We start from the raw sequence: 14326 nt of genomic DNA, 5'->3' as shown, positions 1-14326 counted from the left end.
CAGAGAAGAGTAAACACTTTTAACATGGTACATAAACAGTAAATAGTATGGAACGAACCAAAATTGGCAAGAACCTCGACTTGTTACTCTCACCCCCGTTGAGGCTATTACTGCTCATATATTCGCTTGGCGAAGCCACGGTCTCGCAGCTAATTAAAGAGAGTGGCGGGATGAGTGCTAGCACAATAACAAAATACGTCAGACAGTTAGAGGGGTTGGGGTTAGTTAGTGTGGAGCTGACCTCCTCCCCGCCCTAAAGGGTGAGGGTTCCCCTAGGGCGGTTCACAGGTCTGTGGTTCACCACCTTCATTCCCATCGCTTCACAGCTAGTGGGTGATTTAAACACCCACCCCGCTCCGCTCGTCCAGTGGTAGACCACTGGCTGGGTCTTCAGCCATTTTACCCCTATCCCTTTGGTGGAGTTACCCTCACTCCACCCTCCTCGGGACTTGGGGATATGTAGGATGTTTATCGCCCCGTTCAAGTCTGCGTTAACGACTTTCCCTATGTGGGGACACTTAAACAAACCACGGTGTATACGCCCATTTTCATGGGCTTCCCCACATAGGGAACACACAATTGAAGTATAAGCCTCGTTCACCGTTTCGACTTTGATGCCGTACTCCTCTGAGACCTCTTGCATCCTCCTAATAACGTAGTTGTAGTTCCAGAAGTTTACAGTGAGCTTATTCCCGTGGTGTTTTGATATTTCCTTGGGATACCCGACCTTAATTATCGATACTCCTTTCTCGTAAGCAGTCTCTACAGTCTTCCTAGCCATAGAGTTCAACACGTGTTTTAAGAACCTCTTCCTCTTTAGAAACAACGCCTTCAACCTCTTACTCCTCTCTTGCTTATGCAATGACAACTTTTTCTGCGTAATTGCAATCTTTCTAGAGTAGTTCTCATACTCTGATAGTACAGAACCACCTTTGAACAACACCCACGAGCTATCATCGAACACTACAGTAGCCAAGTTAACAATACCTAAATCTACTCCAGCTATACCATTACCTTTGGGCTTAGCGTTAACCTCCACCTCAACTGGTATAGATGCACACCAATGTAGTCCATTATGGAATATCTCTAACCTTCCTTGTTTGCCCTTCCACTTAAGCTTGCCTTTGAAGTGAAGTGTTAACCCAAAGTCCTTCAGATAAATTGTTCTAGCGTTCTCGTCTACTGTATACCTATCATTTCTGATTAGTATTAACAGTTTGTAGCTACCACGTTTATCCTTCCAATACCCTGGTGGTCTAGGCTTAAACCAGCTAGGCAACTTACCGTCTTTCTTGTCCTTCATTAGCGAGAAGAAGGAACGCCATGCCTCGGCGTTCTTCCTACACACTTGTTGGGCATTTACCTTTAAGTACTCCTTGTATTTAGCGTACACTACTTTCTCAGTGTCGTTAAAGTCCACCATCTTCCCTTCCTTGAACTGTTGCATCCTCAACCAGTTAACCTCGTTCCAACACTTGGCAGTCCATGTTGCTAGCTCCCTCAACTTCTTGCCCACGTCCTTCGAGACAACTAGTCTAACTATATTACTCCTCTTCACTTTCCTTCGCCCATTACTCCTCAAAAAACCTTTACATAGCCCTAACAAACACTTCCTTTATCTTACCCTCAGTAGAGTCGTAAGCCCTTTCCAAGACGGCGAAATATTCTTCAGCCTCCTCTAAGCTCTTAGGGGCTAACAGTCTGAAAGCCTCAGCTAAGTACTCTACCTCCTCTTCCATGTCCTTCTGGCAGTACGTCATGACGTCATAGTTCTCACACCACTTTAGGAACTTGTCATACCACCTCTTTATCGCTTCAAAAGAGTAGGGGTTTAGAGAAAAGACACTTCCCTTTACCTTAACTTGGTTAAGGGTTAAGTTGAACTCTACGGACATTCCGTGTTCACCAAAATTCTACTTTGTGTACACAAATAAAAAGCTTTCGGTGATAAAACTTATATAATTTTGTGTACACATTTGACTTATGAAAATCAGAGTATACAAAAGTGGAAACCACGTGACCTATTACTTAAATGTGCCAATAGATGTAGTGAGGGCATTAGGTATCTCTGAAAACGACGAGTTTGTCCTAAGCGTAGAGAATAAGGATGGTGACGTTATGCTATGTTATAAGAGAGTAAAAAAAGGATGAAATCACTTGACGAGGATGAGGACGCCGTATTGGATGAGGTATGAGAGAACGACGAACAACTGCCACATATAGAACATAAACTCGCCGTCTTCTTCAAAATCACCAGTTTCCTCGATAGTTTTTTGGATATCATAAGTTATAGCCTCATGCACTGTTGCACCAGGCTTTATCCTTTCGACGTAGTACATTACAGTCGCCGCATCCATGTCACGTATTCTCACTAATTGCCCGGTCGTCTTGATTCTGACCACTATCTCTTTGCCTTTACTCCGTACAAGGTCGAAGTTTGCAAATAGCCTCCAGTTCTTCCTATTGACCACTATTGGGTTTTTACCTATCTCTTCCTTAGGGTACATTATTGGCTTGCCGTCAGGATCCGTGATGACATCTGGTAATGTATATGTCTCGTGTTGTTTCATGACGTCCGGAAACTCAATTATTTGTTCTACCATTACTATCACATCTTATATTCAATTAAAGGATTTTGATTGTTTCTGTTTCCTTAACTTCGTCCTTTCCGTTTGTCCCTACACTGTCATCCCTGTCATTTTATTGACATTCAAGCTGACCTCCTCCCCGCCTTAAAAGGGCGAGGCTTGTCGTCTTTTTGTCACCAAAACTTCGGTAGGGACAGAGAAGAAACTAGTTAAGGTCACCAAGAAAGGAGTAGACATCATAAAGCACATATTAATGATCAATGAGTTGCTTCAGTCCTAATCCAGGATCGGCCGGTACTAATTAGAAATGTTTCGTTTAACGGTTAACGAAACTACTTACATATTTTCAAAAGTAACGATTACCAATACATAATACATGGAGCTGTCAGAAGTAGAGCAGAGGATTCTCAAGGCATTATTAAAGAAGGACAAGATGACAGCTAGAGAGCTGGTTGACGCCTCACACTCGTCCACTTCTGTGCTTAACCCCTCATTAGAACATTTGATTAAGTTAGGCCTCGTTAATGAAGAAAGAGAGCACTCGTTCCCACGCCGCAGGTTCGTAATATTGACAGAGAGCGGGAAAGAGGTCGCTCAATTATTAGTTGAGATTGAAAGGATCGTCGAAATGAAAAAAGCCTCGAAGTCTTTATCGAGCTCGTAAGACGCCTATTCATGCTTTGTCTTCTGAGAGGAGCTGGTTTAACTCTAGAATCTTCTCAAAGACCATGCGGCCCTTGTCTGTTAGTTTGGCTATTTTCTTTACGCTCTTTACCCTCGTCTTCTCTTCCTGGACCTCTATCAGGCCCAAGCCTTGTAGCTTAGGGACAATGTTGTGCACTGTACTCCAGCTCGCCCTAGTAGCATCCCTAAGCTCGCTTAAGGTGGGCTCTTTCAACAGCCCTACGTACAAGACGAACTTCATTTCTGTTGATAACAACTCGAAGAGCTGTTCATTAATCTTGATTTCCATGGATGTTCCACTCTACATAATACATATAATGTTAATAAATCTTAAAGTTTAGGCCATATCTACCGAGGGCAGAGAAAATGGTCACATCTGTGGTTCAAGCCCTAAGGAAAACTCCCCAGTTTACTGAGAGAAATTCAGCTAGCATTATTAACTACTACTCACAGTTTGGCCATTGGCACAGTTAAGTAGCCTTGGGCCCAGGCTCTCTAAGGCTTGACGGAGCCCTAACGTCATCTTAACGTCATTAAAAAATTTCTAAAAAATGTAAAAAATTGAATTAGTCTAATAATTATAGTAAATTAGCAAGCGTAAAAATGAGTGTAAAAGTTTGTGTTTGTTTGTTTGAGTTTTGTTTGTTTTTCAGTTAGTAGTAGTAATAATAGTAGTTGTATTTGTTTCAGTTATAATTTTTCTCATTTAACTGGGGAGTTTTTACAAAAAAGATAGGATCTATGTCACTTTTATTCAATTTATTTCTTTCATATAAACTGGGGAGTTAACTGAATTAGCGAGAAAGAATGACGTACTTTGAATTTTTATTACAAAAGTGAGAAAAAGAGTGCATAGAATTAGGTGTTTGTTTAACGTAAAAGAACTAGTGCAAGAGATCCCTATCGAGTTTGGCCTTCATCACAAGGCTTCTCTTGTTAGGCCTGAACCCGAAAATAATGTGATTGCTGGTCAGATCGTCTAGTATCTGCTCAATCCTGTACAGCTTGACCTTTCCTTTCAGTTTATAGTAGACCTTCTCTGCAACGCTCTCAGTCGATGATGCCTCAATGTACCCTTTCTCTTCGTAAAATACTCTTAGAACCTCTTTCTCTTCCTCGTCCAGGTTCCTTCCTAATTTCTTCTCAGCCTTCTTTACTACCTCCTCAAAGTCAGACCCCTTGCTAAGAAATAGCAGCTGCTTCCCTTTTTCAGTCAAAGAATAAATGTTGAGCCTGTTGATTGTCCTGGCCTTTTGTATTAGCCCCTTAAAGATGTACCTTTCCAGCCTGGGGTAGACCTCGTTTGACGTTGTGTTTATCAGTTGTGCTAACTCTCTAGCTAATGCAGGCCCTTGAACTAGCCTGAGCAACATCTTCGCTATCTTCTCTGACCTAACTAGTATACTATTCATAATATTATTATTAGAAGAAGAAGGAGTAGGGGGCGTCATGGCGTTACAACCAAAGCCTCTTTTGCTATTACCTTCTCGAACTCAATATCGTTAAGGACCTCCAGGAGCTTTCTTCCTTTCTCGGTGAGCCTTATGATTTTCTTCCTATTCTCGTAGCTTATTTCAATTAAGCCTAATTTTAGCATTGTTGGTATGACAGTGTAATAGAAAGCACTAGACGCGATCCTCGTCTTCGTATAGAGTTCATTTAACGATATTTCGCTTTGAACATGTTTCAAGATAAGGTATAGGTGAACACATCTCACTGGGTTACTCAACTCTCTCATTTTCACTTCCTTATTTTCTACTATAGAAGCAATATTATAAAAATTTTATAATACATGATATACTCAAAACTTTTTATGGCGTATGAAAAAGTATCTGAACTATGAGTTACACATTAGTAAATAGTAGAGGAAATATGCCTAGGGATCTTTCAAACCCCTTAAGGTGTGAACATTTGTACAGGGTACTACTAGCGTTAGAAGAGCCGAGAACCCTCAGTGAGCTGTGGGAGGCGGCGAATGTCAGCACTGGAATATATTACAATACGATCGAGAAGAACTTGCTAGCGCTGGGCCTAATAAAGTACGAAGAGAAAGGGAGGAGCACGCTCGTGTCTCTCACAGACAAGGGAAAGAAGTTACTAGAGCTCATGAAAGAGATAGGATTTGAAAAGCTTACCCAAATCCGTTAATCATAATGTTTTTCAGAAAAGTAAAACTTCAAGTCAAGCTCTTTTTCCAATTTTAGTCAACTCTTCTTCCAGAATCATATAAGTCTTATCGTCTAATTTTGTTGCTAGGCTTTCCCTTAATCTTAGGATAACATACTTCGCCCCCAAGTAGTAGTCCTTCGTCACCATATTATACAAAAGGATTAAAGACATAAGACGCTTAACTGAAAGTGAAATCTACCTTCTATAATAGAAGACAAAAGATTTATAAGCCACCTTCTACAATAGAAGATAGAGGTAATACAAAAATGTCCACCCAAGTAGTTGAGAGGAAAACTCCCCAGTTCCAAGGGGAGCAAAGTTCTGATCTTTTTTTATATGCGATTTCGAGCTTGACTAAGGAGGAAAGGGAAGAGATCTTTACAGCATTTGAGGACTACTTCTGGAGCTTGATCGAGGCTGGGGAATTAAGTAAGCCAGCCTACTACAAGTTAGCCTCTGGGGCTATTCATTTATCTGATGACAGGGTATTAGAGCTGGTAAACGATAACACCCAGGCGAAGAAATTCTTAGCAAAGCTCTTGAAAGAGAAGGCAAAGAAGCTGTTAGAAGTTTCAGCAGAATTAGAAAAGGAGGCTAAGGCTGAGGGTGAGGAAGAGTGAGCAATCAACTTACGATAAGGACCCAACCACATAAAGACATTAATATCTTAAAAGTGATGAAGGACCAGCAGGGCGTTATAGAGATAAGTGCTGATATAAGGAGTGAAAGTAGAGACGGCCTATATCATCATACTATGCTCATACTTAACGGTTCTTGGTTAAGGTTTTCGTGCTCTTGTGAGGCATCTTCATATGGGATGCTCTGCAAACATGTTTTGAAGCTATATAACTACTATCAGAGACATAGAAGAGAACTACTAAGGGAAGAAGAGAATCAGGGTATAACGTTTGACGGATGGGGTGAGCCAGATGAGTAACAATCTAGAGGACTGAGGACCATGCGAGTGATCAATTTTAAGGCGGAGGAAGATTTGGTCAGTAAGCTAGACTTGTACGCCATTAACAAGAGGGTCTCAAGGAGCGAAATAATAAGGGAGGCTCTGCAGAAGTTCTTGGAGGCTGAGGAAGGATGGAGCAAGTGGACCTAAATGATTTGCTATTGGAACTAGAAGACCAGATACTGCTACTCCAGAGACTGGCAAAGGACGCTAAGCTAGACTTAAGGCTGAAACAAAGGGCGGAGGGCTATAGGAAGGTCCAGAAGGCAAAGCGCGTCGTATCAGAAATCTCATCTTTGTTGAATGAGCTGGAGGCTGAGCTAAATGAAAGACAAGAGTGAAGTCTGCCCGTTCCTGGACCAGACAAGAGTGTGGTGCCTGAGCGAGGCTAACCCGAGCTACATACCACAACTGATCTACTGCCTTACCTCATACTCGAAGTGCATCTACTTCAAGGAGGCTGAAAGGAATGTCAACTGATTTCAAGCAAAGGTACTGGGCCAACTCTAACTTTGACGGCTTTGAGGTCCCAAACGAGCACCTAGGTAGGGAGTACCTAATCTACGGGCTACTTCACATTAAGTTAAAACAGTGGAAGGAAAAGGGCCTAATTCCAGATAATATTTACCTTAGGAGGACTGGTATAGGTACGCTGACGAGCGTTATTAATCACGACTACTACAAAGACGTCTTAGACAAATACGACTTCACGATTTATTATCACTATAAAGAGAACGGGGAAGACAGATACTGGCCTGGGCTGTTTATTGACACAACAGGATCTTCATGGACTGAAGAACAGTCAGAGCAAAGATATGGTGAACCTATCTATGCAGTATTATCTACCAAAGTTTGGGTTGCGCAAGAATTTGATGTGTTGGGAAGAACAATTTTTATCCACTATAACGATAGAGAAGATAAATTGAAATTAATCGTAGCACTCTCTATCCTTAATCTCTATGGGCAGAATAAGATTAGATTAAATGAGTACGAATATGGTGCGAAAAGTCAGTACTATATCATACCTGTCAAGTTTTGGAAAAATATCACTGAACTCAGAGTTATAATAAAGGGGTATTATCAATCGTTCGTAGAATATCTTGCAAGGGTGAGGTGTAAATAATATGGAAACAAGAGTAGAGGAGGCAATTGAACTTATTATTAATGCTAGCGAAGAATTATCAAACTTACCATGGGAATTAGGTTTTAGTGGAGGAAAGGATTCTACTACAGTTCTAAGTTTAACTCTGAAAGCTATGGAAAGAGGTGCTATGATTAAGACGCTGTACGTAGTTTACGCAGACACTTTGCTAGAGCACCCGATCTTGAGAAAAGAGGCTTTAGACGCTTTAGAGAGCTTAAAGGTTTATCCTAATGTTAAGCCTATTAGATTAACTCCCATAGAGGATTTCATCTCAATGATGGTCGAAAGAGGCTATCCTGCACCATCTCACAGGTTTAGGTGGTGCATGGAAAGACTGAAGCTAAGACCGATGAAGAGGTTTATGGAGCAATTGGGAAAATTTGTCCAACTTTCTGGTGTAAGGATGACGGAAAGTAGTGAAAGGGCTAAACAGACTGCGTATAACGGAAAGCATGAAAAAATAATAAGGTTAGGTAATCCGATTATTATGCCCATACTCGACTGGACTACTGAGGACGTGTTTAGGTACCTACGTAGCGAGAGGAGGTGGGACGGTAGGGAATTCGACTATTTACTGAACTTATATGAAGTGAAAGAAGACAATGACGGTTGTGGTTGTGCGTTAACCACTGACGTTAGGTTTGGCTGTTGGGTCTGCACTGTAGTCAAAAACGACAAAATGCCAGTAAGTGATACCTTAAAGGAGGCGAGGAAGATGATAATGGACATCAGCAGAGATCTTAGGTATAGGATAATCGATAAAAATGGAAAACCAAGAAGCTTAAATGAGGAGGGGAGGAAAGAGGTTGCTAAAGTTTTCATAGGGGTATTAGAAAAAGAGCCTGAGGCTTTCGGCTATGATACCAAAGAACTGAGAGAGAAGTTAGAAAAAGTGATAGAAGAATGACAGTGTGGGGACAAACGGGAGGTTAAGAATATACATATGATGCCATCTCATATTTGCTCATTAAATGAGATTTCATCCAGTCTTCTACTTCCTTTATTGGATAAAGTTCTACTAAATTTCTGTATGGGGAGGAGCTTGGTATCGGATATTTGAAACTGTATACTATATTTAATAGCTCCTCTAGTTTTTTGCCACCTTTTACAACTAAGTCGTATATTTTTTGCCTACCATAATCAGTAAGTATAATATTCCCCTTATCATCGCTATCCTTTATTTGAGTGTAGCTGAAGAAACTAATCCACTCACTTTTATCTATGATAGATGCTAAAGGAATATCGACTCTTATTAATCCAGATAAATTTGAGAACGCGGGAAAGTTCTCGTTTTGTAACTCTTCTCTTAGTTTTAAAAAAGCACTAAGTATATAACTAGTTAAATAGGAGTCTTCCTTCCCTTCGGCGTCTATACCATCGTCTATAACTTTATTCCATCTATATATTTTAGGCAAATTACCACTAGAAATAGCATCAATTAATGATACAGGAACTTTGACCACCTTCTTAACTACACCTATAACATTATGAAGCAGATCATATGCCTTCTCTATATTATTAGAGTCATTATCTCTTAACCTCACTACTTCTCTAAGATAAATATCTACGAGTCCAGCATACTTAATTAAAGGACCTATAGGACCGTCCATTAAAATTAGGCTGTCTTTGTAAAGCTGCCTTAATTCATATAATAATGATAACTCTAAGACCCTCATTAATTCTTTAACTCTATTTCTGGCGACTTGTCTTATCTTCCCTGATGAAATCAAATCTTCTCTATAAATTAGTTGTCTGTGTTGTCCGCTTTCATTTTCACCAAGTGTATATGATATATCTGAAATTCGTATAAATGTATCAACAAGATTATTACTAAAATTCATGAACTTCGTAGAACTATTATCTTCTATTATCGGTATATTGGGCGGTAGCGGTATTATAGCTGACTGGTAGTCTTCTATAGTCTTCTTAGGGAAGAGAACAACTTTTAATATTTTCACTTTTAAGGGTCTTAATGTTTTATTTCCAGCATCTAATCTCATTGCACCCGCGATAATATTCCCGAATACGATAGGAACTAAGACATTATTAGCCTTAAAACTTCCTATCACTCTATATCTACTAGTACCATCGATAAATATTAGATCATTATTAGTCGCTTGAGGTAGAGGATATTTTAGCTGAATTTGAAGATTTAAGGAGTCGCTGTCATCTAAAGATACGTTTTCGGTACCTACTATCTCTTCTTCGGGATCATCATCCGAAAATCCTTGAACTGAGAGCTTAACACTTTGGTTTCCCTTTAACCATTCTTTCAGATCGTTTTCATTCTCACTCATTCTTTCACCTAATGTTAGCTTACATCATAGGGAATTACTGGAAACCTTATCTTAATAGGTGAGATAAAGGTTGACGGCTGATAAATGACCATTTGGCCTTTCTGTAATTGGTAAATCATGTCCTTAAAGTCTGAAAATGCTTTGTATTCATCTTCTTTAAGTTCTGCTGCATCTGTATTTCCTACTACATAAGTCGACGCATTTCCATATACCTGTGTTTCTATCCGTGACGCAAACTGCTGCGCTCCGATCAAACCTATATTTAGACTTCTAGCTCTTGCTGCGATATCAACTATAAGATCTTTAATAGGCGATTCGCCTCTTTTAGGAGCGAACTTGTTTAGTTCATCTACAAATACGATGATATAGTCGAATCTTCTATTATTATTTTGATCTTGTTGAATGTTCATTAAAGTTCGCAGTACCGAGCTGAACACTATATTTTGCATTGTGTCGGACAAGCCATTTAACTGAATTATGTTAATACCTTCATGAATATTCGTATCTTTTATTGGGTTTCCATGAGCATTTTGTAATTCTAATCCTATATTTCTGTTTGTTCCTACAAAATCTATTAGATACCTTATTATAACGGGAACAGTGCGTTCATCTACATTATTAGTAAGTAGTTTCATAAAAATACTACGCTGCTTGTTTGCATCATTTAATAATTTATCAAAGCTTATTTCTTCTTTCAATTCTGGAATTACCTTCCTAGCTAAAAGACTTATAGCGACCCTTTGTGGCTCACTCATAGTATCGTATTTTCCGTTCGAAAGAGCGGTAATTAATTCAGGTATTCCTAAGTCCATTAGGCCATAGGAATAAGTCGGAATTGTTTGTTGTAAAAGTATATTCGCAGCATTAGAGATTTGAGAACTGCATATATTATCACCAGCATAAGTATAATAATATAACATAGGTCTTCCACTGGAATCCTTTGGAATAAGATCACTGGGTTTACTTAAATTATATAATTCTTTGATTCTTTTCCACATTCCAATATTATATTCAGCAAGATCAGTTCTATTACCGAACAAATTTTTGATTGTACTATATAATGAGTCCCAATCTTTATACAATAATAGATTGTGTAAGTTAAATAGGTCGCATTGTTTTACGTTGAAAAGAACTGCCGCGACTCTTTTATTATTCATTTTGGCATGTTGTAGGAAATTAGGTATTAAAAATAACGCGTAGCTGGTTTTGGTAGCTAAGCCTGTTTTACCTGTTATCATAACATGAGCCCCTTGCTTACCCGCAAGATAAGTTGAGTCAAAGTAAATAGGTATCCAGCTGTTTGAATCTAATGGATTAGTGAAATTGTATAAAAACCCTGCTAAAACTCTATATTCAGGCTTTATGATGGAATTTAATCTATCTATGTCATTTTGACTAGCTAATCTCACTAACATTCTAGATTCTGCTGGTTTAGTTATAGAAGGTTCCCTACTTATGACTCTGACCTTATAAAAAGTAATCACTCTTGGTTCAATGGGCGGGTTAATTAAAGGTTCCCCAACTCCACTACTAAAATATTCTGCAATACCGTTCTCAGAAGTAGACATTGTCATTGAGTCAACTACTAAACCCACAATATATTTTCTATTGCTAGCTGAAGGATCCTCAACTATTACGAAGGATGAGCCTACCTCAATGTCTATATGGGATTTTGTCCATACCCAAAACTCGTTATGTTTCGCTGGAGTATCTTTTGAAATTATGACCTTTCCGATATAGTAAGTTTGTTGTTGAGACTGGCTCACCTGTTGAACTGAGGCTTGATTAGAAGGCTGTGAAGGAATATTACTCTGTTGAGCTTGCTGAGGTGCAGATGAATCAGAAGTTTGCTGAGGCGCAATACTTCCAGCTTGTTCGGATATGTTAGGTTGTTGAGTTGAATCGAAACTTTTATTTACCCTACTTTCCGAATCATTTTTAGCAGACATAGTCTTCCTCTTACCCCCTTCTATTATCCTTAGTCAAAACCTACAATTAATTTTTTACATGCAATATTGTGGTAACACCAAAATGCAGCCTCCTCCATTCTTCATAAAATGAGGCTCATCTACTATACACAAATTTTTCAATTAACTCCCCAGTTAACTTAATAAAAATTGTAATGTTGATAATACCATTTTATTAGTATTACTAACGAGGAATCCTTTACGTGTTGTTTCAATTCTAGAGAAGATCCTCTAGTTAGAATAGCTTATAAATTTTGGTGAAAAATATCGTAATAGGATGCCTAACTTTTACATTAGTTCTAAATTCTATATTAAAGAGATTAAGGGAAAGTATTATGTCTATAATATAGAGAAGGGCCAAGATGGTAAGGAAAGGCACAATTACATAGGTCCTTTAGAAAAGATCATAGAAACGTATATGGGGGTATTAGGGGGAAACCTCATAACCTTAAAGTGCCGCGGCCGGGATTTGAACCCGGGTCACGGGCTCGAAAGGCCCGCATACTATCGGCGCATTACACTTGACCGGGCTATACTACCGCGGCGTAATCTAAATCATAAAATTTCAGAAGGGATATTTAAAGCTATGTTAAAGGTTTGGATATAAATAAGTTGTACATTCTCTTCATAAATTTATTGTAGGCCAAACATTTCATTAATAAATTCGACTCTTAAACTACCAATTAAGATTGACGTTTAATGATCTGAAATAGTTCTAACCAGTATATCGAGCAAAGGCTTCCTTTAGCCTGTTTACAAGATGAGGAAAGCCTCGCCTTTCAAGGCGGGAGAGGAAGTCAGGTAATAATAAGCTCTAAAACTTTTCTCATAAATACGTTGATAAATATGTATTGCTATTAATCCCTCTCTAGTAGAGAATTTTGTTGCTACACAGTAGAGTGGCCGTAGTTTACTTTAGGCGAAAGCTAATATATGTATGCATGCATAAATATATTTATGCCTAAAGTCATTACAATATCAGATGATGTTTATGATAAATTATCGAAATTAAAGAAGGGTAGGTCATTCAGTGAAACTATAAATGAGCTAATTGAGTTCTATAACAAGAATAGAAAGGGGAATAAGGATGTTTTACTCCAAATGTTTGGAATTCTTAATGAAGAGGAGGCTACGGAGATGGCTAGTGAGACACTGAATATCAGAAAGAGTTTTAGGTTTAGGGCTGTTGAAAATGGTGATACTTGACTCCAATGTGATAATAAGAGTAATGAGAGGAGACAAAAACACATTTAAAGTAGTTGAGGAGTTCGAAGATACGATAGCTACAACGGTATTTAACGTCTATGAGATTCTAAGATCTAAGTTTGGATATAAGGTTAGAGAGCATATTGAAAAAATGGTTATATATCCTTTCACAGCTAGAGAAGCTTCAATTGCATCAGATATATATCGAGAACTCGCTTCACGGGGCAAAATAAAGGAAGATATCGATGTTCTAATAGCTTCTATTGTCAAGTCTAATAATGAGGTTTTGATAACCTATGATAAAGACTTTGAGGATATAAAGAAAATTATTGGAATAAATATTATAACATTATAGTATTATGTATTCGATAGTAGTATTTCTTACGTAATAGTCGTATAAGTATTCAAATGTAGGTTTTCTTCTACATTATAGTGTTGTTACAATTTGTATCAATCATTATCTTAATTAAGTATGGGAACTTCGAATTTATCAGGTAATTTTAGTTTGTTCTGCCTACTAGGTTTAATTTAAATAATTTTGTGATGATATATGCTTGATGATGACAAAGAGCCGAATGGATTAGTGACATCTAATTTTGTGGGCAGCCACTGATAGAGAACATATATATCATAACCCGAATCTATTTTTGTGGTAAAGAGAGCGGAAGAGAGAAAAAAGAGTAAGAAAGTTGTTCCGTTATCAGAGGAATTGATAGATACTTTGAGATCTGAGTTATTGAGATTGATGATTATTAGATCAACTTCTTTGGATGGAAATTTTAGGGCAGAGGATAGGTGGAAAGAAGGACTAGAGGAAATTTTATGGAACGTAGTAGACATTCTAAAAATATCTAAGGACGCGGAAGTGTTTAATTTCATATCCTTAGTTTACTTTTCCTACACGTCTGAAAATGCACCAGGCGGTAATATTCCAATACCTTTGACTTCTGTAAATGAGTTATTGAAGAGTAACCAACAGTTGAGAGATTATATACATCAATCGATGAAGCTGTCGATTCTTAACTACTCGAGGATACTAAAGAACATGAATTACGTTATAGAAACTGAGAAGGATTTAGAAACTATTATAAAATTTGGTCCTTACATATCTAGGCTCAATCCCATTGTTATTGTGTCAAAAAATGGTTCAAACTTTGATTTGGCTATAAGTATTCAGGGGGCGACGAAGGACTTGAATGATATATTATTAGATGCTTTAGAAAGCTTTTTCTACCAATTAAATTTTGAGATAATTGGTAAATCTGCTAGTGAACAATTGATTAAGATAGTAGTAAAAAGAATATAAGTTCTAT

22 protein-coding genes, 1 tRNA gene and 1 pseudogene are annotated in these 14326 nt (G+C 38.3%); 14 read left to right on the top strand and 10 right to left on the bottom strand.

Annotation, left to right across the window (positions count from 1 at the left end; genetic code table 11):
* Positions 1–47: 47 nt before the first annotated feature.
* A complete protein-coding gene (locus SACI_RS02355) occupies positions 48–257 on the top strand; it encodes a MarR family transcriptional regulator (RefSeq protein WP_011277396.1) in 210 nt (69 codons plus the stop codon).
* Here the strand turns inward: SACI_RS02355 and SACI_RS02350 are convergent.
* Together SACI_RS02350 and SACI_RS02345 are read right to left on the bottom strand one after the other, a co-directional pair.
* Positions 254–1558 carry an RNA-guided endonuclease InsQ/TnpB family protein gene (locus SACI_RS02350; protein ID WP_011277395.1) on the bottom strand — a complete coding sequence of 435 codons (1305 nt, stop codon included), beginning with the start codon at positions 1556–1558 and terminating at the stop codon, positions 254–256. The genes SACI_RS02355 and SACI_RS02350 overlap by 4 nt on opposite strands.
* Positions 1559–1589: 31 nt before the next feature.
* Positions 1590–1895 (bottom strand): hypothetical protein, encoded by a 306-nt coding sequence (locus SACI_RS02345; protein WP_011277394.1) that lies wholly within the window; start codon positions 1893–1895, stop codon positions 1590–1592.
* A gap of 88 nt (positions 1896–1983) precedes the next feature.
* Here SACI_RS02345 and SACI_RS11795 point away from each other — a divergent pair, with 88 nt between their 5' ends.
* Positions 1984–2151 (top strand): hypothetical protein, encoded by a 168-nt coding sequence (locus SACI_RS11795; RefSeq protein WP_011277393.1) that lies wholly within the window; start codon positions 1984–1986, stop codon positions 2149–2151.
* A gap of 2 nt (positions 2152–2153) precedes the next feature.
* Here SACI_RS11795 and SACI_RS02340 read toward each other — a convergent pair whose 3' ends face one another.
* Complete coding sequence (locus SACI_RS02340; RefSeq protein WP_015385440.1) at positions 2154–2603, bottom strand: hypothetical protein; 450 nt, start codon at positions 2601–2603, stop codon at positions 2154–2156.
* 361 nt (positions 2604–2964) lie between these two features.
* Here SACI_RS02340 and SACI_RS02335 point away from each other — a divergent pair, with 361 nt between their 5' ends.
* Positions 2965–3252 (top strand): helix-turn-helix domain-containing protein, encoded by a 288-nt coding sequence (locus SACI_RS02335; protein ID WP_011277391.1) that lies wholly within the window; start codon positions 2965–2967, stop codon positions 3250–3252.
* Positions 3253–3261: 9 nt separating this feature from the next.
* On the opposite strand, the gene SACI_RS02330 is transcribed toward SACI_RS02335, so the two are convergent.
* The 3 genes from SACI_RS02330 to SACI_RS02320 form a co-directional block, all read right to left on the bottom strand.
* Positions 3262–3561, bottom strand: coding sequence for a MarR family winged helix-turn-helix transcriptional regulator (locus tag SACI_RS02330; RefSeq protein WP_011277390.1), 300 nt, complete (start codon positions 3559–3561; stop codon positions 3262–3264).
* A 595-nt stretch (positions 3562–4156) separates the two neighbouring features.
* Positions 4157–4723, bottom strand: a complete 567-nt coding sequence (locus SACI_RS02325) for a hypothetical protein (protein WP_011277389.1) — start codon at positions 4721–4723, stop codon at positions 4157–4159.
* Positions 4720–5010 (bottom strand): hypothetical protein, encoded by a 291-nt coding sequence (locus tag SACI_RS02320; protein ID WP_011277388.1) that lies wholly within the window; start codon positions 5008–5010, stop codon positions 4720–4722. Before SACI_RS02320 ends, SACI_RS02325 begins: the two co-directional genes overlap by 4 nt.
* Positions 5011–5183: 173 nt before the next feature.
* Between SACI_RS02320 and SACI_RS02315 the strand changes: the two genes are divergently transcribed.
* Complete coding sequence (locus SACI_RS02315; RefSeq protein WP_230937882.1) at positions 5184–5420, top strand: winged helix DNA-binding protein; 237 nt, start codon at positions 5184–5186, stop codon at positions 5418–5420.
* Between the two features lie 33 nt (positions 5421–5453).
* Here SACI_RS02315 and SACI_RS12310 read toward each other — a convergent pair whose 3' ends face one another.
* The gene (locus tag SACI_RS12310; protein WP_015385439.1) at positions 5454–5588 is read right to left on the bottom strand and encodes a hypothetical protein; all 135 of its coding nucleotides are present in this window, start codon (positions 5586–5588) and stop codon (positions 5454–5456) included.
* Positions 5589–5707: 119 nt separating this feature from the next.
* Here SACI_RS12310 and SACI_RS02310 point away from each other — a divergent pair, with 119 nt between their 5' ends.
* The 6 genes from SACI_RS02310 (at position 5708) to SACI_RS02285 (ending at position 8450) form a co-directional block, all read left to right on the top strand.
* Entirely contained in the window at positions 5708–6061 is a 354-nt protein-coding gene (locus SACI_RS02310; protein ID WP_011277386.1) for a hypothetical protein, read from the top strand.
* A complete protein-coding gene (locus tag SACI_RS02305; protein ID WP_015385437.1) occupies positions 6058–6378 on the top strand; it encodes a hypothetical protein in 321 nt (106 codons plus the stop codon). Before SACI_RS02310 ends, SACI_RS02305 begins: the two co-directional genes overlap by 4 nt.
* 21 nt (positions 6379–6399) lie before the next feature.
* The gene (locus tag SACI_RS02300) at positions 6400–6549 is read left to right on the top strand and encodes a ribbon-helix-helix protein, CopG family (protein WP_011277384.1); all 150 of its coding nucleotides are present in this window, start codon (positions 6400–6402) and stop codon (positions 6547–6549) included.
* Complete coding sequence (locus SACI_RS02295; protein WP_015385435.1) at positions 6531–6740, top strand: hypothetical protein; 210 nt, start codon at positions 6531–6533, stop codon at positions 6738–6740. Before SACI_RS02300 ends, SACI_RS02295 begins: the two co-directional genes overlap by 19 nt.
* Before the next feature lie 128 nt (positions 6741–6868).
* On the top strand, positions 6869–7522 hold the full coding sequence (locus SACI_RS02290; protein WP_011277383.1) for a nuclease: 654 nt from the start codon (positions 6869–6871) through the stop codon (positions 7520–7522).
* A 1-nt stretch (position 7523) separates the two neighbouring features.
* Entirely contained in the window at positions 7524–8450 is a 927-nt protein-coding gene (locus SACI_RS02285; protein WP_011277382.1) for a phosphoadenosine phosphosulfate reductase family protein, read from the top strand.
* Between the two features lie 22 nt (positions 8451–8472).
* On the opposite strand, the gene SACI_RS02280 is transcribed toward SACI_RS02285, so the two are convergent.
* Both SACI_RS02280 and SACI_RS02275 read right to left on the bottom strand, forming a co-directional pair.
* Positions 8473–9840 (bottom strand): hypothetical protein, encoded by a 1368-nt coding sequence (locus tag SACI_RS02280; RefSeq protein ID WP_011277381.1) that lies wholly within the window; start codon positions 9838–9840, stop codon positions 8473–8475.
* A 14-nt stretch (positions 9841–9854) separates the two neighbouring features.
* Positions 9855–11789 carry an ATP-binding protein gene (locus SACI_RS02275; RefSeq protein WP_011277380.1) on the bottom strand — a complete coding sequence of 645 codons (1935 nt, stop codon included), beginning with the start codon at positions 11787–11789 and terminating at the stop codon, positions 9855–9857.
* Between the two features lie 295 nt (positions 11790–12084).
* On the opposite strand from SACI_RS02275, the pseudogene SACI_RS12400 reads away from it, so the two are divergent.
* Positions 12085–12177 (top strand): annotated as a pseudogene (locus SACI_RS12400) (integrase); the annotation flags it as partial.
* An 84-nt stretch (positions 12178–12261) separates the two neighbouring features.
* Here the strand turns inward: SACI_RS12400 and SACI_RS02270 are convergent.
* Positions 12262–12352, bottom strand: a tRNA-Glu gene (locus SACI_RS02270).
* A gap of 412 nt (positions 12353–12764) precedes the next feature.
* Here SACI_RS02270 and SACI_RS02265 point away from each other — a divergent pair.
* The 3 genes from SACI_RS02265 (at position 12765) to SACI_RS02255 (ending at position 14319) form a co-directional block, all read left to right on the top strand.
* On the top strand, positions 12765–13013 hold the full coding sequence (locus tag SACI_RS02265; protein ID WP_011277379.1) for an antitoxin VapB family protein: 249 nt from the start codon (positions 12765–12767) through the stop codon (positions 13011–13013).
* Complete coding sequence (locus SACI_RS02260; RefSeq protein WP_011277378.1) at positions 13000–13368, top strand: type II toxin-antitoxin system VapC family toxin; 369 nt, start codon at positions 13000–13002, stop codon at positions 13366–13368. The genes SACI_RS02265 and SACI_RS02260 overlap by 14 nt, the downstream gene beginning before the upstream one ends.
* 294 nt (positions 13369–13662) lie before the next feature.
* Positions 13663–14319, top strand: a complete 657-nt coding sequence (locus SACI_RS02255) for a hypothetical protein (RefSeq protein WP_011277377.1) — start codon at positions 13663–13665, stop codon at positions 14317–14319.
* Positions 14320–14326 lie beyond the last annotated feature (7 nt).

The sequence above is a fragment of the Sulfolobus acidocaldarius DSM 639 genome (assembly GCF_000012285.1).
Taxonomy (GTDB): Archaea; Thermoproteota; Thermoprotei_A; order Sulfolobales; family Sulfolobaceae; genus Sulfolobus; species Sulfolobus acidocaldarius.
This window is presented reverse-complemented; position numbering and strand designations above follow the sequence as displayed.